Consider the following 20,272-nt stretch of genomic DNA (forward strand, 5'->3'; position numbering starts at 1 on the left):
GAATGGAATTATCATCTAAACTCATGCAGGAAGCCGTAGATGCATTTTCTAGAATGCCGGGTATTGGAAAAAAAACTGCCTTACGTTTAGTATTATTTTTAATGCAACAGGAAGAAAGAGAAGTAAAAAAAATTACGGATGCTATTATCGCATTAAAAGAAGGTATTCGGTTTTGCGAGAGATGTAATAACATTGCCGATAATAAATTATGCAGTATATGCAGCAATCCTTCCCGTGATCATAGTGCTGTTTGTGTAGTAGGTAATTTGCGTGATTTAATTGCAATAGAAAGCACACATCAATACAAAGGTGAATATCATATTTTAGGTGGCGTAATTTCTCCTGTGGAAGGAATTGGCCCTGAAAACTTGCAGATAGAAACATTAATACAAAAATCAAATTCAGGTGATGTCAATGAAATAATTATGGCATTAAATCCAACCATAGAAGGTGATACGACTATTTATTATATTTCAAAAAAAATACGTGAGATAAATCCTGAAATGCGCATTACCACTATGGCAAGAGGAATTGCTTTTGGTGGTGAATTGGAATATACGGATGAAGTTACTATTGCACGTTCGCTTGCCACTCGTATTCCTTACGATAGTTATCAGAGTAAAAACGACTGATGGATTTAAGTATCATAATCGTCAATTACAATGTAAAATATTTCCTGGAACAGGCAATTGCATCTGCATTGCGTGCTATTCAAAATTTACAAGTGGAAATAATTGTAGTGGATAATAATTCAACAGATGGCAGTGTTGAATTTATCCATCAAAAATTCCCTGAAATACAATTGATAGCCAATAAAAATAATGTCGGTTTTTCAACTGCAAATAACCAAGGTATTCATGCTTCTAAAGGTCGCTATGTATTGTTATTAAATCCGGATACCGTTGTACCGGAAGATACTTTTCAAAAATGCATTCACTTTATGGATCAACATCCGGAGGCAGGTGCATTAGGTGTAAAAATGTTAGATGGTACAGGCACTTATTTACCTGAATCAAAACGTGGATTTCCCAATCCTGAAGTGGCATTTTACAAAGCATTCGGGCTCGCCGCACTATTTCCAAAATCCAAAGTGTTCGGAAAATATCATTTAGGTTATCTTGATAAAAACACTATTGATGAAGTGGATGTATTAGCTGGTGCATTTATGTTAATCCGCAAAGAAACTTTAGATAAAACAGGTTTGCTGGATGAAACATTTTTTATGTATGGAGAAGATATTGACCTGTCCTATAGAATTGTAAAAGCAGGATACAAAAATTATTATTTTCCAGATGCACCCATTATTCATTACAAAGGGGAAAGCACAAAAAAAGGCAGTCTGAATTATGTGCGCATGTTTTATAATGCCATGAAAATATTTGCACGTAAACATTTCTCCGGAAGCAATGCAGGCGCTTTTATTTTTCTGATTAATGTGGCTATTTATTTTCGTGCTGCAATAGCTTTGGTGGTTCGATTCACAAGAAAAATTGCAATACCATTATTAGACGTGATAATTATCTTCATCGGCATGTTGCTGATAAAAGAATATTGGGAATATTATGTGCGATATATTGATGGTGGAAAATATCCTCCCGGATATGTTTATATAAATATTCCAATTTATATTTTTTGTTGGATAATCGCCTTATACTTTAGCGGCGCTTACGACAAATCCACAAATACAATTAAAATAATCAGAGGCGTATTTTGGGGAACCATACTTATTTCTGCCATCTATGGATTCTTTCCAGAGCACTTACGTTTTTCAAGAGGAATGATATTAGCCGGCGTTGCATGGACCACATTTATATTAATCAGTGAAAGATATTTATTGCATTTTATTAAAAATAAAAATCTGCGGTTTGGTGAAGACACCGAAAAAAACATTATCATTTTTGGAGAAGTGGAAGAGGCTCACAGAATAGAGATATTATTACAGAAACTTCATTTGAAAAAACATATTATCGGAATCATTACAAAACAAAAAACCAATGGAGAAAATATTCTGGGCAGCGAATCGCAGCTTCCACAACTCGTCTCCATTTTTCAATGTAATGAATTAATATTTTGTGCAAAAGATATTTCGTACAAAGAAATTTTACATCACATGATTACGCTTGGCAATACGCTGAATTATAAAATTATTGGCAACGGTAACGAAAGTTTTGTAGGCAGCAATTCTAAAAATGCCGCTGGAGAACTCTATAGTTTGGAAGATGAATTTGCTATTGCCCGACCTGAAAATAAACGCAGCAAAAGATTATTTAATATACTTTTCTCATTCCTTCTATTAGCAACATTTCCTCTGCAATTTATATTTGTAAGAAATAAATTAGGTTTAATAAAAAATATATTCTTTGTACTTTTTAATAACAAAACATGGGTTGGTTATGCAATACAGGATGCACAAATAAAAAAATTACCGCATTTAAAAACAGCAGTGATTTCTGTGTTAGGAAAATATCAATCGGGAGCTATTGATGAAAAGACAATTCATCGCATTAATGCATTGTATGCTACCAATTACAAATTAGGTTTTGATATTGATGTAATTATTAATTCTTATAAAGATTTAGGAAACACTCTTCATTAAACCTTTCCATTTCATTTATTCGCATTGAATTCTTTTAAACCTTCTATTTTTACATTTCAATTTTAGTGCATGAAAAGCAAAACATTTTACAGAACAAATAATTGTGGTGAATTAAGATCTGAAAATATCGGATCAACAGTAACACTTGTCGGATGGGTAAATCGGGGTAGAGATTTAGGAGGATTAACCTTTATTGATTTGCGTGACCGCTATGGAATTACTCAATTGGTTTTCAATATGGATACCAATGCAGAATTATGTGCTGTTGCAAGAAAATTAGGTCGTGAATACGTTATTCAAATTACAGGTGTAGTTGCGGAGCGCAGCAATAAAAATAACAATATTCCCACAGGTAATATTGAAATTTTGGTAAATACATTAGAAGTTTTAAATGCAAGTGAACTCCCTCCATTCACTATGGAAGATGAAACAGATGGCGGCGAAGAATTGCGTATGAAATATCGTTATCTGGATTTAAGACGACCACAAATGCAACGCAGAATTATGTTGCGGGCAAAGATGGTAAAAGCAGTACGTGAATATTTGGACAACAATGATTTTATAGAAATTGAAACACCGAATTTAATTAAATCCACTCCGGAAGGCGCAAGAGATTTTATTGTGCCCAGTCGTTTGCAGCCGGGTTTATTTTATGCGTTACCACAATCACCACAAATAATAAAACAATTATTGATGGTGGCGGGAATGGATAGATATTATCAGATTGCAAGATGTTTTCGTGATGAAGATTTACGTGGCGACAGACAACCTGAATTTTCACAAATAGATTGTGAAATGAGTTTTGTTACTCAGGAAGATATTTGGGAAATGTTTGAAGGCATGACGAAACATGTATTTCAAAAAACAAAAAATATTACACTGCCGGATTTTATGCGTTTGCCATATTTAGATGCAATAAAATTTTATGGAACAGATAAACCGGATTTAAGATTTGATTGTAAAATCACCGAGCTAAATACTGTTGCAGGAAATTCTGAATTTATGGTATTTAATAAAGTACTTGATAATAAAGGTTTAATTGCATGCATCAATGCAAAAGGATGTAGTGAATATTCCCGCAAACAAATTGATGAACTCACCGAATTTGTGAAAGCACCGCATCGTGGTGCTGGAGGTTTAATTTATATCCGCTTTGGAAAAGATGGCACTATCAAATCATCCGTAGATAAATTTTTTAATCAAGAGCAATTAAAAGAAATTGGCAAAACATGTAATGCAGAAAATGGAGATTTGATTTTAATAGTTGCCGATAAAATAAAAACTACCAGAAAAGTATTGGGTGAATTGCGATTAGAAATTGCCAAACGTGAAAGCTGGATTGATAAAAATGCATGGAGTGTTTTTTGGGTAGTGGATATGCCATTGTTTGAGCCGGATGAAAATACAGGTGAACCTATTTTTGCACATCATCCATTTTGTGCAATGCATCCCGATGATGTGCAATTTCTGGATAGCGATCCATTGCGTATTCGTGCACAATCGTATGATATGGTGATGAATGGCAATGAAATATTAAGCGGCAGTATTCGTATTCACAATAAAGAATTGCAGGAAAAAATATTTACCATTTTAGGTTTTTCAGATGAAGAAAAAGAAAAGCGTTTTGGGTTTATGGTTAATGCGTTTAAATATGGTGCGCCTCCACATGGTGGTTGTGCTTTTGGTTTAGACCGTTGGGTGATGTTAATGGCAGGTGGTGAAACTATCCGTGATGTAATTCCATTTCCAAAAAATAATGCTGGCAGAGATTTGATGATGGATGCACCTGGTGAAGTAGATTCTACTCAACTGATTATGGTAGGTATTCAATTAAGTGAGAAAGAAGAAAAATAATTATCTCACAATAAATATTTCAACGCTAATTAATTTTTAAATAATGCCTGATTATCACATTCGTGTAAAAGGCATATGTTTTTTGAAAGGGTTGCCTTTAAAAACAGTAATTTTATTAGTTCGAACAATCGGCGTTACAATTGAAAGTGCTAAACAAATTATATTTTTTCTTCCTACTGATTTTTTTACAAATTAGTTATAGCGTATTGGCCGATTCCAATGACTCCACTTCCCGCATCCGATTTACTGAAAACAAAAATCAATGGCAATCACAAATTTTATTTCGTGCGGATGTGCCGATGGGATACATGTATTTAGAAAAAACAGGTTTTACTTTCGATCTTGCTAATCCGGAGGACATGGCAAATGTGTATTATCTAAAAGACAATGCAATTAAAATTGATCCAGAAGATGTGATTGTGAGCAAACATGCGTACAAAATTATTTTTCAGAATGCAAACAATCCTGAAGTTACCAGTGAAGGAAAATCGAATGATTATTCTAATTATTTTATAGGTAATGATAAATCGAAATGGTCCTCCAAAGTATTTGCTTATAACAAAGTAAAATATGGTGGATTGTATGATGGCATTGATGCAGTAATTTATCCATCAGAATATTATGTAAAATATGATTTTATAATTGCTCCCGGTGCACATGCAAATCAGATTCAATTGCAATATGAAGGTGTAAATAATCTTCGCATAGAAAATGGAAATCTTGTTTACGATATCAGTTTCACACAGCAAATAGAAACCAAACCTGTAGCATGGCAAATTATTGAAGGTGAAAAAATTTATATACCTTGTAATTATCAAATCACAAACAATATCGTTTCATTTATTTTTCCCGAAGGCTATAATTCTGAATACACACTTACTATTGATCCGGAATTAATTTTTGGTTCTTACACAAGTTCTACTACAGACAACTGGGGTTACACCGCTACTTATGATCTTGAAGGAAATTTATATGGTGGTGGAATTGCAATTGGTACAGGCTATCCAACTACAGTTGGTGCGTATGATATCACCTTTGCAGGTGGCCCGGGATTTTATGGTTGTGATGCAGGAATTACAAAATTTTCTTCTGATGGTTCTTCATTATTATGGAGTACTTATCTGGGTGGAACAGGAAATGATTTACCCCATAGTTTAATAGTAAATAGCATTGGAGAATTATTGATTTACGGCTCCACAGGGTCTTCAAATTTCCCTTCCACTACCGGTGCATTTGATGAAGATTATAACGGAGGTTCTGCAGTAACAGTAACCACTGTTTTAGAATTTACGGGTGTAGATATTTTTATTGCAAAGCTCAGTGCAGATGGATCATCTTTAAATGCATCTACATTTATTGGAGGCAGTAATAATGATGGATTTAATGTGGCAACAGCAACCTATTATAATTATGGTGATCATGCAAGAGGTGAAGTAATCGTAGATGCAGATGATAATGTATATATCGCATCGTCAACTAATTCAGATGATTTCCCTGTAACAGCCGGTTCATTCGACGATGATTACGGAGGCACTCAAGATGCAATTGTTTTGAAAATGAACAGTGATCTTTCTTCAATCATTTGGGCTACTTATTTAGGTGGCACTTCTGCAGATGGAGGTTATTCTTTAAAGTTGCAATCCGATGGTAATATAGTGGTAACCGGTGGAACAGCAAGCAGTAATTTTCCTGTTACCGATGGTGCATGGGATGAAACTTTTGGTGGTATAGTCGATGCATTTGTTGCTATCCTAAATCCTACAGGCTCCTCTTTAATTGCATCCACTTTTGCAGGAACAAGTCAATATGATCAGAGTTATTTTATTGAAACAGATATTGATGATCATATTTATATCACAGGTCAAACTCGTGGTGATTGGGAAGTTAGTGATGATGTCTATTTTAATTCAGGAGGATCTCAATTTATTACCAAACTTTCCAGCGATCTTTCTTCAGTTATTTTTTCTACAAGATTTGGCTCCGGAACTACAGCAGTAAATATTTCTCCCTCTGCTTTTTTGGTGGATGTATGTGAAAATATTTATGTTTCGGGATGGGGTGGTTCAGTAAATAATGGGTTCAATTTCGCTACTGGTACCACTACCGGAATGGCAATTACTCCCGATGCATTAGACGCCTCTACCGATGGCAGTGATTTTTATTTTATTGTGTTAGAAAAAAATGCTTTGAATTTATTGTATGCTACTTTTTTTGGTGGTCCTTTAAGTCATGAACATGTGGATGGTGGAACAAGCAGATTTGATAAATCAGGAACCATCTATCAGGCGGTTTGTGCAGGTTGTGGAGGCAATGATGATTTTCCTACTACACCCGGTGCATGGAGTGAATATAATGGCAGTTCAAATTGTAATCTCGGTGTAGGAAAACTAGAATTTAATCTTGCCGGTGTTTATGCAGATTCAGAAGCCGATCCGGATATAGTTGGCTGCGCACCTTTTACTATTCATTTTGAAAATCTGAGTTCTGATGCCGAAGAATATATCTGGAATTTTGGTGATGGTAGTGCAGAGTCAAATGCATTCGAACCTATTTATACTTTTACAGAAGCAGGAACATATACAGTTTCATTAGTTGTAATTGATAGTCAGACTTGCAATATCGCCGACACTGCGTATCTATCTGTTATAATTTATCAAGATAGTATTCATGCAAGTTTTGATACAGAGCAAATTTTTAGTTGTGATAGTTTGATTGCAAATTTTACTAATACAAGTGAAGTAATTGATGGCACTTCTTATCAATGGATTTTTGGTGATGGCAGCAGTTCTTTTGGTTTCGAATCTTCACATACTTATAATACTCCCGGAACTTATGTAGTGCAATTAATTCTTACCAATCCTGCCAGTTGTAATTATAAAGACACTGCTGTTTTTGTAATTACTTATTCATTAGAAGCGAATGAAGGTTTTGAAGTAGATGCTTCCGGATGCCTTCCTCTAGAAGCAGTTTTTACAAGTAACTTTTCAAGTGCAGATTCTTACTATTGGGATTTTGGCAATGGTGTTACTGCTACCGGCTCCACTGTAATTTATACATTCGATGATATAGGTATTTATAATGTTACACTCACCATTGTTTGGTGTGGAATTGCGGATATAGAAACTATTCCATTAGTGGTTGAAGGATTTCCGGTAGCGATGTTTAATAGCGATCCTGTTATTGGATTATTAGGTGCTAATTATACATTTATAAATCAAAGCACAGGTGCTGTAGAATACGATTGGTATTTCAGTGATGGCGGATATTCTGCAGAAGTAAATCCGATGTATAGCTTTGGTGCACTCGGCAGTTTTGAAGTGTGTTTACAAGCTACCAATGCAAGCGGATGTGAGGATTATTATTGTCGGCAAATTCAAATTGAAGCTTCAGGCGCTGCTGATTTGCCAACCGCATTTTCGCCAAATGGCGATGGTAGTAATGATATACTTTTTGTACGTGGTTTCGGTATAAAAGAAATGGTATTAAAAGTATTTAATCGCTGGGGCGAATTAGTATTTGAAACTATAGATCAAGATCAGGGATGGGATGGAACCTTCCGTGGTAAGCCACAAGAGAATGAAGTGTATGTGTATTTATTGCAAGTGAAATTTGATGATGGTAAATCATTGGAAAAACAAGGGAATATTACTTTGCTGCGATGAAGGGATTTTTATACATATCCTTGTTATTCTTGTTGCATGCAAATAGTTATGGACAAGATTTACATTTCTCTCAATTCTTTGCATCCCCATTAATTGTTAACCCGGCGAATACAGGAAATTTTTCCGGCGTTTGGCGTATCGGATTAAATTATCGGGATCAATGGGGAAGTGTTACTACTCCATATCGCACTTATGATTTATATACTGATGGAGCAATACAACCAAAGGGTGCAAAAAATAAATTAGGTATTGGATTATACGTGGCTAATGATGTAGCCGGTGATGGTGAACTTACAACCACAAAAGCAATGGGTTCTGCTGCATATCAAATGTCGTTAAGTGAAGATCATACTTATAATTTATCAGTAGGTATCAGTGGTGGAATTGTACAGAAGAGAATTGATTTTACAAAACTGCTTTTCGATAGTCAATGGAATGGATATAATTTCGACAGCAATTTATCTAACCAGGAAAATGGTGCAGTAGATAATTTAAATTATTTAGATTTTAGTATTGGAGGAATGTTTAGTGCAACACCTTTTGCAGGTGAAAAATATTATGTGGGATTAGCAGCGCATCATATTAATAAACCGGAAGAATCTTTTTATGGTGATGCAAATATTATTGGTATCAGAACAACAGCAACTGTAGGTGCATTTTTTCCAATAAATAATCGCATCAATATAAATCCGCAATTGTATTTCAGTACACAAAAAAATGCAAGAGATATAATTTTAGGAGCAAATGCATCATTTCCTCTTGGCAGTTCGGAACGTAATCAAGATAAAACTTTCTTTGCTGGAATTTGGTATCGTTATTTGGATGCAGCATGGTGTGTAATGGGATTATCCGTTTCCAATTTTACTTTTTCTGCCAGTTATGATTTTAATTTATCCGGCTTAACACCAGCTTCAAATGCATTTGGCGGATTAGAACTTGCATTGGTATATACACTTTCCAAAAGCAACAAACGGGATCCACTTAATTGCCCGGCATATGAGTAAATTATGCCGCCGGACCAATTAAATTTTTAGCAATTGTAAAAATAAATTTTGTTCCCTTATCTGCTTTTGATTCTACCCAAACATCGCCACCATGACGTTCAATTATTTTCTTACACATAGCCAATCCAATTCCGGTACCGGTGTATTCATCCATACTATGCAATCTTTGAAAAATGATAAATATGCGTTGGTGAAATTCCGGAGATATTCCAATACCATTATCCTCAATTGATATTTCCCATTTACCCGATACTTCTTTTACATTGATAATAATTTCCGGAGATTTCTTTCCTCTGAATTTAATTGCGTTATCAATAAAATTTTGAAATATTTGAATCAGTTGAATTTTATTTCCCTGAATTACTGGTAGATTTTCTGCGAGAATAATTGCATCATTTTCATTTATCTTATTATTCAATGCTTGATTCACCGCTTCGAAAACTTCATTTAAATCTACCTCTTCATAACCGGTGCTTTGTCTGTTTACTCTTGAATATGCAAGTAAGTCACGAATCAGATTTTGCATCCTGCGTGTTCCATCCGTGATGTATCCCATAAACTGACGACCATCATCATCTAAAATATTGCTGTATTTTCTTTCCAGAATTTGAATAAAGCTAGTTATCGTGCGCAGCGGTTCCTGTAAATCATGTGAAGCTACATATGCAAAATGCTCAAGCTCCTGATTAATCCGAAGAAGCTCTTCATTCTTTTCTTCCAACTTAAATTCGGCATGTTTACGTTTATCAATACTCTCCATAAATACCACTGCATTTGTTTCTTTTTTAGTAATATTAATAAGAGATATCATCAGTTTAACCCACATCGCATCTCCGCCTTTTTTTATCAAACGAGTTTCAATTTCAACAGCCTGCAATTCATTAGAAAATATTCTAAGTAATTGCTTTCTTACTTTTTTTATTTCGTCAGGATGAACAATTTCTAAAATATCCATCTTTTTCAATGACTCCAATTCATAATTCAATTTTGCAGCAATAACAGGATTAATTTCCAGCAATTCATAGTGATCATTTATAATGGATATACCAACCGGTGAACTTTTGAATAAAGAATTAAAGCGGTTCTCCGTATGTTTTATTTTTTCTGCTGCAGCTTTTTGAGAATCAATATTTGTAATTAAGGATATTCGTGCTTCCTGGTTTTTATAAATAATATCTTTTGCAATTAATTCAACTGCAACTATATCCCCATCCTTGGTAATAATTTCTGATTCGTAAGGTAAATCATATTTACACGTAATCATTTTGTCTGTATAATCCCGCCATTTTTCAGCTACCAAATCCATACAGTCTTTTCCAATCAATTCGCTTTCATTGTATCCCGATAATTCTTCAAATGCTTTATTTACAGTTTCAATTTTTCCATCAATGCAAACAGAAATCGCCTGTAAATTATGATCAGATAAAAAATGAGATTTTATTTCATTTTGTTGTATTTGTTCTCTTTGTTCCTTTTGTAAACTTACATCCCGGCCGATGCCATAAACCAATTGCTTAATTGGATCGGCAATAAAATTCCATGCATACCATTTGTAGTTTCCATCTTTACCAACTTTCCGATCTTCGTAATCAATTTCCAAATTCTTACCTTCTATAATTGTTTTATATAATTCAAATGCTTTTTCACCATCAAGAGGATGAATAGTTTGCATGGTTCTTTCTTTCATCAACTCTTCAATTGAATAACCTAATGAAACAGTCCATGCATTGTTTATCATTAAAACATTCTCTTCAAAATCAAGAAGTATCATCAGGTCAGGTGATAGGCTAAAAAAGTGCTTTGCTTCCGCCGAAAACAAGTCCACGGGCTCTATGTTTTTAGATTGTTTGAGCATGTTATTTCAATGTAGGGTTAATATTAATGACTGCTTAGATTATATTTTCCAGATAGTCACTAAGTTGTCAAATATACTTGTTTTGATTCGATTAAAATGATTTAAGTTGTCTAGAAAAATCACTTAAAAGCTTTCTTCGAGAGATTTATTTGTCAAACCATGTAACCAGGCATTCACAAAAACTATAATTAGAATAATAATAGCCCCTATATAAAATCCCATATTCAATTGTTTATGTTCTTCAAAAAATAACATTGCCAACAATATTCCATATATCGGCTCCATGTTTATTGTCATATTGGAGGTGAAAGCACTGAGATGGCGCAAACTGCGCAGCGAAAGTGTAAACGGAATAGCAGTGCATCCAATAGAGAGTATTAATAAATATACAATATCTAAATCCGATGGAATCCAATTACTACCGGGAAATAAGTGCAAATAAAAAGGCATCATAATGGTCAGAAAAATAAACCCTGTAGTCAACTCAAGAAATGTTATAGACAAGGGCTCGTGTTGTGTCACCAATTTACGGTTAATGACAGAAAATAAAGATGCAAATAAAGCGGATAATACGCCGAGTACAAGACCGGTAACATAATGACCATTAAAATAAAAAATGAGATACATAGCAGGAATAATTGCCAGCCCCATTAAAACTTCTTTTTTATTAATTCGTGTTTTAAAAAAAAGCGGTTCTATAAATGCAGTAAATAAAGAGATTGTTGCAAGACAAGTAAGCGCAACAGAAACATTTGCATACTTAATTGCACCATAAAAAGTAATCCAGTGAAATGATACTATTACACCTACACCTGCAACTTTTGTAAGGTCTTTAAATTTAAAATGTATTAAGCCTCGCCATAAATCGGGTAACACTAATAAGCTTACTGCAGTGATTCCCATTCTATACCAAACCAAAATGGTTTCCTGTAATGAAATTAGATTACCAAGTATTGCAGTAAATCCCCAAATAAAAACACATAAATGCAGAATATAATATGCTTTGCGTTGGGCAGGTGTCATGCCATGCAAATGTAAATTTTTATGTGAATGATTATTTAATAAAAAAAATAAAAGTCATAAAAATTTCACATACGCATTCAAACGGAATTTTAGAAGTTAAAATAGCAATGCCTGATAATACTTTAATAATAAAAAATATTATTTACTGTACCTTTAAGGCCTAAAATATTTTATCAAAATGAAAAAATTAATACTCTTTTGTATTGCTGCTACACTTACAATGTATGTATCAGCACAAACCGTTTTTAGCGAAGATTTCGAAGGTGGTTCTTTCCCTGCAGATTGGATGCAAATATCAAATGCTACTGATGGTGGTTGGAAAGTAGGCACTGCAGCTGCTTTGTCTAGCTCATCTTTCCCTATTGCCGAACACACTAAAATCATAGCAACAAATGATGATGCATGTAATTGCGATAAATCTGATGATTTCTTTTATTCGCCTTCTATTGATGTTTCAAGCTTAGCAAATCCATTTTTAAAATTTGCAGTGTATTATTATGAACTTGGTTATGATGGTGCAATTGAAAATTTAACTGTAGAGGTTTCTACAAATGGAGGTACAAGCTGGACTGTAATATCCGATTTAGGATATGAAGTTGATGGTTGGAGAACTGAATTTATTGACCTGTCTGCTTATGTAGGTGAAACTGATTTAATGGTGGGCTTCCGCTATAATGATGATGAAGGCTGGGTTTATGGTGCTGCAATTGATGATGTGGAAGTTTTTGAAGCAGACCTTACAACAGTTTCTGTTTCTTTATCAAGTGGATATTTGGGCTCTAATATTGAAGCCGTTCCGCAAATATTTAATGGTTATACAAAATATCTTGTTGGAAAATCAATGATTATTAATGGTCAAATTGCAAATCTTGCAATGGCTCCTATCACCTCTTTCGATTTAACTTATACCAATGGTACTGATTCATACACTCAATCGTATACAGGTGTTACAATTGGAGCAGGTTCTACCTACAATTATATTATTGACGCACCTTTAACAATCATTGAAGGATTAAATAGTGTAACGATTACTTTAGAAAATATAAATGGTGGAGGAACTGCTGATGATCCTGCGGACAATTCAAAATCAACATCTGTTACAGGTGTTACAGCAAAGCCCGGTCGTTTAGTTGTGGCTGAAGAAGCAACAGGAAGCTGGTGCGGATGGTGTGTGAGAGGTAATGTATTAATGGAATATATGACAACTAATTATGCTGACAACTTCTTTGGAATTGCGGTACATAACGGAGATCCGATGGCTGTAAACACTTATGATAGCGGTCTTGCTGCTAGTGCTTTCCCAAATGCAAAAATGGATCGTCAAGCATGGATTGATCCTTTGCAATTTGAAACTGCTTATATAGATAGAATCAGCCTTGAACCTGAAGTATTAATTAGCCAGGAAGTTTCTTATGATGAAGCCACCCGTACTGCAACAGTAACAAGTTTATTAAACTTTCAGGAACAAATGGATGGTGATTATCGCATTGCCGTAGTGTATACTGAAGATGAAGTTGTAGGAACTGGTAGTTCTTGGAATCAATCAAACTATTATTCAGGTGGTGGTTCAGGCCCAATGGGTGGATATGAATTATTAGGTGCAAGTGTACCTGCTACTTCAATTCCATATATGCATGTAGCTCGTGCAATTGTTGGTGGATTTAATGGTGAAGCAGGCAGTGTACCTGAAGTTAATGCTGCAGGTTCTTACCATTCTTATACTTCTACTTATGAAGTTCCTGCTGATTACAATTGGGATAATATGCATGTGGTAACATTGCTTGTAAAATATTCTACAAAGAAAATTGTGAATGCAGCGAATACATCAACCTTTACTGGAACAAATGATATATCAAATATCGCTTCAGTAAATCTTTATCCGAATCCTGCAGATAATTATTCTCTGATTCGTGTAAATCTTTCTCAGCCACAAGAATTAACCATCACTGTAACTGATATCAGTGGTAAAATAGTGGCAAGTAATAATTACGGAATGCAAACAGGTGATAATGTATATTCATTAAATACAGAAACATTAGGTAGCGGAATCTATTTTGTAAATATTCAAACTAATGAAGAAATGATCAGCAAAAAACTGGTTATTACAAAATAATATTCGTTTTAAAATATTATAAAAAGCAGGCTTAAAGTAAGCCTGCTTTTTTTTATAACATTCCTTCATCAGCAAAACTGAAATATCCCTTTTCTCCAATAATGATATGGTCCAACAACACAATATCCATCAACTTGGCAGCTTCTTTTAATTTGCGGGTAAGTGCGATATCATTATCGCTTGGCTTTAAATTTCCTGATGGATGATTATGACAAACTGCAATTGAAGTACATGTTTTATTTATCACCGCTTCTTTTAATACTCCTTTTATATCCACCACTGTTCCTGCAACACCACCGGAACTGATTTTATGTTTACCCACCGGTGTATTGGATTTATTTAAATAAGCAACCCAAAATTCCTCATGCGCAAGATCGCTGATAATGGGATTAAAGAAATTATATAAATCACGGCTGCTGGTAATTTTTTGCTTGATACTTACTTCGGATAATTGTCGGCGTCTGCCTAATTCTAATGCAGCAATTATGGTTATAGCTTTTGCTTCGCCAACACCCAGAAATTTTTTAAGATCCTTCACTTCCAACTTCGCAAGCGCATTTAAATCATTATCATATTCACTGAGAATTTCCTGCGCTAACTCTACCGCTGTTTTCTTTCTATTGCCACTGCTTAATAAAATAGCTAACAATTCTGCATTGGTAAGTTCTCGACGACCTTTATGCAATAATTTTTCCCGTGGCCTGTCTTCTTCGGCAAGCTGCTTTATGGTGTGTTTGTTTGGAATATAATCGCTCATAAGTATGAATAAAAAAAGCCCCACAAAAATTTGTGAGGCTTAAATTATAAATTTTCCTAAAGCTTATTACTGCTTGTTTATTCTTTTCATCAGTTTTGATTTCATATTGGCTGCTTTATTTCTGTGAATTACATTCTTTTTAGCCAATTTATCAATCATTGAAATCACTTCCGGCAATTTCTTTTCTGCTTCTGCTTTGTCTTCAACTGCTTTGATATCACGAATTGCATTACGTGTTGTTTTACCTACATAACGGTTTTCCAATCTTCTTTTTGCAGACTGACGGATAGATTTCTTCTGTGCTTTATGATGTGCCATATTATTACCTTATTTAAAAGTAGAGGGCAAAGGTAGAAAATCAGCTTAATAATAAAAAGTATTACGTAGAATTACTTTCATTTATAAGCTTTGGAAATAAGCTAATGCTTGTTTCATATCCTCATGCATGTACCTGTCGAGTTGAGCAAAAGGGACAACTTTCCGCAGGCCGTCCACTAATTCCTCTACCAAAACCCCTGATTTTGCAGGACGTCTAAACTCCAAAGCCTGCGCTGCAGTCAATAATTCAATGGCCAAAACCTTTTCTACATTGCGAACCACCCGAAAACATTTAGTCGCTGCATTTGCACCCATACTCACATGATCTTCTTGTTCATTACACGATGCTATTGAATCTACAGAAGCCGGAGTGCAGAGTTGTTTATTCTGAGATACTATACTTGCCGCTGTGTATTGAGGCATCATTAATCCTGAATTTAATCCCGGTTCGGGGGAAAGAAACTCGGGCAAGCCACGACTACCGGAAAGCAATCTGTAAGTTCTTCTTTCAGAAATATTTGCCAGTTCACTTAAAGCAATTGCCAGAAAATCCAGCGTTAATGCAAGAGGTTCTCCATGAAAATTTCCTCCACTTAAAATCAAATCTTCTTCAGGAAAAATATTTGGATTATCGGTTACACCATTAATCTCCCGACTTACTATTTCATTGCAATATGCTAAAGCATCTCGCACAGCTCCATGCACTTGCGGAATACAACGGAATGAATACGGATCCTGCACTTGGTCTTTTGGCTGCATGAAAAGACAACTGCTTTCCATTATTCCCAAAATATTTTCAGCCACTTTTATTTGTCCTGTTTGTTTCCGCAACTTATGAATTTGTGGCAAAAATGGATCGTGACGACAAGCCCATGCATCTAAAGAAACACATGCTATTAAATCCGCAAGACGTTCAATACGCTTTGCAAGAATTAAACATTGCACCGCATACGCACTCATAAATTGAGTACCGTTTAATAATGCTAAACCTTCTTTGGATTGTAATTGTAATGGTTGCCAATCTATTTGTTTTAGCATTTCAGAAGATTCCATAACTTCTCCTTTATAAATTACTTTTCCCATTCCTATTAATGGTAGGCTCATGTGTGATAATGGACATAAATCTCCGGAAGCACCGAGTGATCCTTGTTCATAAATTACCGGAAGTATATCTGCATTATACATATCCATTAATCGCTGAATAGTTTGCAAACTAATTCCTGAATACCCATAACTCAATGATTGAATTTTTAATAATAGAATTATTCTGATAATATCTTCTGGAATCATTTCACCAAAACCACATGCATGTGAAATAATAAGATTGTGTTGCAAATGCCCGATCTCATCATGCGATATTTTTACTTTACACAAAGAACCAAATCCGGTATTCACTCCATAAACTGGCGTATCCTGATTATTCATTTTATCATCAAGATATTTTCTGCATCGCTCAATTTTTTCTATTGAAATTTTGCTCAGGGTAAGCTTTTGTTTTCTCAATAATATTTTATGAATATCTGCAATTTCAATGGGTGCATCCGAGATAGTATGATAAGATTCCATAGTATTTTTTTCGGTTCAAATTTAACAGAATCAATTCAACCACCTATCCTGCATTTTGCTTTCATTATTTTTACGACGTGGAGCCAATCATGCAATTTAAAGAAGTACGCAAAGCATTTAGTGATGTACATGCATTAAAAGGTGTTTCCTTTGATGTACCTGCTGCTTCCATTTTTGGCTTGCTTGGGCCTAATGGTGCAGGCAAAACAACTTTGATTCGCATTATCACAAAAATTTTTGCTGCCGATAGCGGTACTATTTATTTTAATGGAGTTTCAATTAAGGAACAGCAATATGCTGCCATCGGATATATGCCCGAAGAAAAAGGTTTGTATAAAAAAATGCGGGTGGGCGAACATCTTATTTATCTCGCAAGACTAAAAGGTATGCGAGCCGATGATGCAAAAAAGCGAATCTATTATTGGTTTGAAAAATTAGAAGTGCCAGATTGGTGGAATAAAAAAATTGAAGACCTTTCAAAAGGTATGCAACAGAAAGTACAATTTATTGCAACGGTTTTACATGAACCGAAATTGCTGATATTGGATGAACCGTTTTCCGGATTAGATCCTGTAAATACTGAAATGATTAAAAATGAAATTTATCATTTGAATCAACAAGGTGTTACTATTTTATTTTCTACGCATCGCATGGAGCAGGTAGAAGAAATTTGCAACGACATTGTATTAATCAATAAAGGCAATGTGGTGATTGAAGGTGCAGTAAAAGATATTAAAAATACCTTCCGAAAAAATTTATTTGAAATCACTTTAAATACAGAATCTGCAATTGAGGATACTGCATTATTTCATGTTGTAAAAAATGATTTGAATACATGTCGCATTCAAGTAAATGCAGATGTAAGCAACAATATGGTTTTGCAATATTTTATAGATAATGGTTTGCAGATTTCTACTTTTAAAGAGATACTGCCTTCACTGCATGAAGTATTTATTTCACTTGTAAAATCAAATGAAGTTGCGTAAGATTTTTTTTATTATATCCAGAGAATATATCACTCGTGTGCGCAAACGTTCATTCATTTTATTTACGTTGCTCGGTCCATTATTTTTTATTGGTATTATGTTGATGCCTATTTTATTTTCATCACTGGGTGGCGACAGTAAAAAAATTTTAGTGAAAGATGACAGCGGATATTTTGATGTGTTGCCCGATTCCGCAGGTGTATATTTTAAGTTTGGTTATAATGATATTCCATTAGAAGATTTAAAACTTTCGTATCCGCATCTTGAGGGTGGCTTTGATGCATTGTTATACATTCCTCCTGTTTCCGCAGAAAAACCCATTGGTATTAAATTATACAGCAACGATCAGATGAGTATGATGACGAGGATGTATATTGAAACAGTAATTGCCAATAAATTAGAAAGTGTAAATCTGCAAACTCGCAATTTATCGAAACAAGATATTATGCAATTGCGACCAACAGTTGTGATTGATGATACGGTGTTGAATAAAGACAATGCGGAGAAACAAGGTGATGCAATTATGGCAACTGCCATTGCGTATATTTTGGGATTTCTTACCTATATAATTTTATTGGTTTACGGCAGTATGGTATTGCGTGGCGTGATGGAAGAAAAATCTAATCGTATTGTGGAAGTAATGATATCATCAGTAAAACCATTTCAGCTAATGATTGGAAAAATAATTGGAATCGGTGCAGTTGGTCTTACTCAATTTTCTATCTGGGGAATAGTGATTTTTATTTTACAATTTGTAGTTCAGATTATTTTCGCCGGGCAATTTTCTGAACTTACACAACAAAGTATAGCAACCGATCCCAATGGAGAAATTGATACTATGCAATTGATGAATGCATTGCAAAGTTTACAAAGTATGAACCTCGGATATTTGCTTGGGATTTTTGTTATTTATTTTCTTGGCGGATATTTTTTATACTCTTCATTATTTGCAGCTATAGGTTCACTCGCCAGTGATGATGATGGCGATATACAGATGTATTCATTTCCACTAACACTACTTATTATTTTTTCCATATTTATTGCAATGGCAGTAATTCAACAACCAAAATCTTCACTCGCATTTTGGGCATCCATTATTCCATTTAGTTCGCCGGTTGTGATGCCGGCATTACTTCCATTTGGCGTACCCGTTTGGCATTTATTACTTTCTATTATTTGTTTAATTGGCGGATTTATTTTCACTACATGGATAGCATCCCGCATCTATCGCACAGGTATTTTAATGTATGGCAAAAAACCGAAGTTGAAAGAAGTTTTTAGATGGATGTTTTATCGAGGATGAATTTGATGTGCAAATGTGCAAATGTGTTTGATGTTCAAATGAAATGATTAGCCGATGAGATGATTAGCAGAATGTGCAAATGTGCAAATGCGCAAATGTGATTGATGTGCAAATGAAATGATTAGCCGATGAGATGATTAGCCGATGAGCAGATGAAATGCAGATATGCGAATTAAATGATTAGCCGATTAGCGACTGAAAAATTGATTAAATTTAAAATACAATTTCTCTTATTTCATTCCCATTACCGTCAAGTAAAAACAATTTATATGAAATTAGCAAATTTTTTGAATCAAAGTAAGTATAATAAGTTTTTCGAGTTAAGATATATTGACCATCTTCTGAAATATTTGCCGCACTAAATCCCTGCGAATCGCAAGTAGATGAAATTACTTTTGTAACGCCAGTCTCAATATTTGTTTTACGCAGTTCTTTGGTGGTTGCCCACAAAATATGTTTTGAGTCTGGAAAAAAATCAATAGAATGCACTTGCTCATTTGGATTTGTATTTCCATTATATTTTATAAGATTTGTGAATAGCCATGTTTCGGTATTAATAATATCAATATCAGTATAAATCCCATTGAAATTACCACATGCAATATATTTATTATCTGGTGACCAAGCAGGTATTCGTATCTTATAACCCCCACCAATTGAAAACAAATTATTTCCGTTTTTATCAGCTATTAAGGTTTTGTAAGTTCCTGTTGGAAAATCTCGCTTATAAACAAATTTTTCACCATCAGGCGACCATGCATATTCAAAATTTAAACCTTCAGAAGTTAGTTGAGTTAAACTATCTCCATTAGTTTTAATTTTCCATAACTGGTAATCTGACCAGGTAAAAAGTAACCATTCAGTAGAGGAAATTTCTGGCAGTGAAAATATCCCCGGGTTTTCCATAATTGTAAAATATTCACCTGTAGATAAATTATATTTTACAAGATTAGAATTATAAGAAGATAAATATCCACCATAATAGCTAATAATTTCAGTATTGCTTCCTGGAATAAAGTTGGCCATCGATATTCCTGAATCTGCACCAATAAACACTTGACCATCTCCAAAACTTGTGTTATCGTAATCTAACATTTCAATTAAATTACTTAATGATGGGCATTCGCTTAACTCAGGAAGGATCTCAGGATCCGTATGGCAGCTAATAAGTGTTACAATACAAAAGAAAAATAATGTTCTCATAATTAAATAAATGTTATTCGCAATTTTATTTG

At 34.4% G+C, this 20,272-nt stretch carries 14 protein-coding genes; 8 read left to right on the forward strand and 6 right to left on the reverse strand.

Going from position 1 to position 20,272, the window contains the following annotated elements:
• Nucleotides 1-2: 2 nt before the first annotated feature.
• From recR to IPN31_04920, 5 genes are all read left to right on the forward strand, one after another.
• Entirely contained in the window at nt 3-632 is a 630-nt protein-coding gene (recR, locus tag IPN31_04900) for a recombination protein RecR (GenBank protein MBK8681241.1), read from the forward strand.
• Complete coding sequence (locus IPN31_04905; GenBank protein ID MBK8681242.1) at nt 632-2,596, forward strand: glycosyltransferase; 1,965 nt, start codon at nt 632-634, stop codon at nt 2,594-2,596. Before recR ends, IPN31_04905 begins: the two co-directional genes overlap by 1 nt.
• Nucleotides 2,597-2,665: 69 nt before the next feature.
• Nucleotides 2,666-4,450, forward strand: a complete 1,785-nt coding sequence (gene aspS, locus IPN31_04910) for an aspartate--tRNA ligase (GenBank protein MBK8681243.1) — start codon at nt 2,666-2,668, stop codon at nt 4,448-4,450.
• A gap of 206 nt (nt 4,451-4,656) precedes the next feature.
• Nucleotides 4,657-8,112: a PKD domain-containing protein gene (locus tag IPN31_04915; protein MBK8681244.1), complete on the forward strand. Its 3,456-nt coding sequence runs from the start codon at nt 4,657-4,659 to the stop codon at nt 8,110-8,112.
• The gene (locus IPN31_04920) at nt 8,109-9,116 is read left to right on the forward strand and encodes a PorP/SprF family type IX secretion system membrane protein (GenBank protein MBK8681245.1); all 1,008 of its coding nucleotides are present in this window, start codon (nt 8,109-8,111) and stop codon (nt 9,114-9,116) included. Before IPN31_04915 ends, IPN31_04920 begins: the two co-directional genes overlap by 4 nt.
• Nucleotide 9,117: 1 nt before the next feature.
• Here the strand turns inward: IPN31_04920 and IPN31_04925 are convergent, their stop codons facing one another.
• Both IPN31_04925 and IPN31_04930 read right to left on the reverse strand, forming a co-directional pair.
• The gene (locus tag IPN31_04925) at nt 9,118-10,887 is read right to left on the reverse strand and encodes a PAS domain S-box protein (protein MBK8681246.1); all 1,770 of its coding nucleotides are present in this window, start codon (nt 10,885-10,887) and stop codon (nt 9,118-9,120) included.
• Between the two features lie 207 nt (nt 10,888-11,094).
• The gene (locus IPN31_04930) at nt 11,095-11,994 is read right to left on the reverse strand and encodes a DMT family transporter (GenBank protein ID MBK8681247.1); all 900 of its coding nucleotides are present in this window, start codon (nt 11,992-11,994) and stop codon (nt 11,095-11,097) included.
• A 178-nt stretch (nt 11,995-12,172) separates the two neighbouring features.
• Here IPN31_04930 and IPN31_04935 point away from each other — a divergent pair, with 178 nt between their 5' ends.
• A complete protein-coding gene (locus tag IPN31_04935; protein MBK8681248.1) occupies nt 12,173-14,107 on the forward strand; it encodes a T9SS type A sorting domain-containing protein in 1,935 nt (644 codons plus the stop codon).
• Nucleotides 14,108-14,159: 52 nt separating this feature from the next.
• On the opposite strand, the gene radC is transcribed toward IPN31_04935, so the two are convergent.
• The 3 genes from radC to hutH all read right to left on the reverse strand — a co-directional run bounded on the left by radC (nt 14,160) and on the right by hutH (nt 16,748).
• Nucleotides 14,160-14,864: a DNA repair protein RadC gene (radC, locus tag IPN31_04940; protein MBK8681249.1), complete on the reverse strand. Its 705-nt coding sequence runs from the start codon at nt 14,862-14,864 to the stop codon at nt 14,160-14,162.
• A gap of 66 nt (nt 14,865-14,930) precedes the next feature.
• The gene (locus tag IPN31_04945) at nt 14,931-15,182 is read right to left on the reverse strand and encodes a 30S ribosomal protein S20 (protein MBK8681250.1); all 252 of its coding nucleotides are present in this window, start codon (nt 15,180-15,182) and stop codon (nt 14,931-14,933) included.
• Nucleotides 15,183-15,263: 81 nt separating this feature from the next.
• A complete protein-coding gene (gene hutH / locus IPN31_04950) occupies nt 15,264-16,748 on the reverse strand; it encodes a histidine ammonia-lyase (protein MBK8681251.1) in 1,485 nt (494 codons plus the stop codon).
• Between the two features lie 89 nt (nt 16,749-16,837).
• On the opposite strand from hutH, the gene IPN31_04955 reads away from it, so the two are divergent.
• Both IPN31_04955 and IPN31_04960 read left to right on the forward strand, forming a co-directional pair.
• Nucleotides 16,838-17,734, forward strand: a complete 897-nt coding sequence (locus IPN31_04955; GenBank protein MBK8681252.1) for an ATP-binding cassette domain-containing protein — start codon at nt 16,838-16,840, stop codon at nt 17,732-17,734.
• Entirely contained in the window at nt 17,727-19,037 is a 1,311-nt protein-coding gene (locus tag IPN31_04960; GenBank protein MBK8681253.1) for an ABC transporter permease, read from the forward strand. Before IPN31_04955 ends, IPN31_04960 begins: the two co-directional genes overlap by 8 nt.
• Before the next feature lie 213 nt (nt 19,038-19,250).
• Here IPN31_04960 and IPN31_04965 read toward each other — a convergent pair whose 3' ends face one another.
• Nucleotides 19,251-20,240 (reverse strand): PD40 domain-containing protein, encoded by a 990-nt coding sequence (locus IPN31_04965; GenBank protein ID MBK8681254.1) that lies wholly within the window; start codon nt 20,238-20,240, stop codon nt 19,251-19,253.
• Nucleotides 20,241-20,272 lie beyond the last annotated feature (32 nt).

Source organism: Bacteroidota bacterium (assembly GCA_016715425.1).
Taxonomy (GTDB): Bacteria; Bacteroidota; Bacteroidia; order Chitinophagales; family BACL12; genus JADKAC01.

Excerpts from the sequence above, each read along its gene's own strand:
- recR (MBK8681241.1), top strand. The coding sequence starts at position 3 with ATGGAATTATCATCTAAACTCATGCAGGAAGCCGTAGATGCATTTTCT.
- IPN31_04905 (MBK8681242.1), top strand. The coding sequence starts at position 632 with ATGGATTTAAGTATCATAATCGTCAATTACAATGTAAAATATTTCCTG.
- aspS (MBK8681243.1), top strand. The coding sequence starts at position 2,666 with ATGAAAAGCAAAACATTTTACAGAACAAATAATTGTGGTGAATTAAGA.
- IPN31_04920 (MBK8681245.1), top strand. The coding sequence starts at position 8,109 with ATGAAGGGATTTTTATACATATCCTTGTTATTCTTGTTGCATGCAAAT.
- IPN31_04925 (MBK8681246.1), bottom strand. The coding sequence starts at position 10,887 with ATGATACTTCTTGATTTTGAAGAGAATGTTTTAATGATAAACAATGCA.
- IPN31_04930 (MBK8681247.1), bottom strand. The coding sequence starts at position 11,994 with ATGACACCTGCCCAACGCAAAGCATATTATATTCTGCATTTATGTGTT.
- IPN31_04935 (MBK8681248.1), top strand. The coding sequence starts at position 12,173 with ATGAAAAAATTAATACTCTTTTGTATTGCTGCTACACTTACAATGTAT.
- radC (MBK8681249.1), bottom strand. The coding sequence starts at position 14,864 with ATGAGCGATTATATTCCAAACAAACACACCATAAAGCAGCTTGCCGAA.
- IPN31_04945 (MBK8681250.1), bottom strand. The coding sequence starts at position 15,182 with ATGGCACATCATAAAGCACAGAAGAAATCTATCCGTCAGTCTGCAAAA.
- hutH (MBK8681251.1), bottom strand. The coding sequence starts at position 16,748 with ATGGAATCTTATCATACTATCTCGGATGCACCCATTGAAATTGCAGAT.
- IPN31_04955 (MBK8681252.1), top strand. The coding sequence starts at position 16,838 with ATGCAATTTAAAGAAGTACGCAAAGCATTTAGTGATGTACATGCATTA.
- IPN31_04965 (MBK8681254.1), bottom strand. The coding sequence starts at position 20,240 with ATGAGAACATTATTTTTCTTTTGTATTGTAACACTTATTAGCTGCCAT.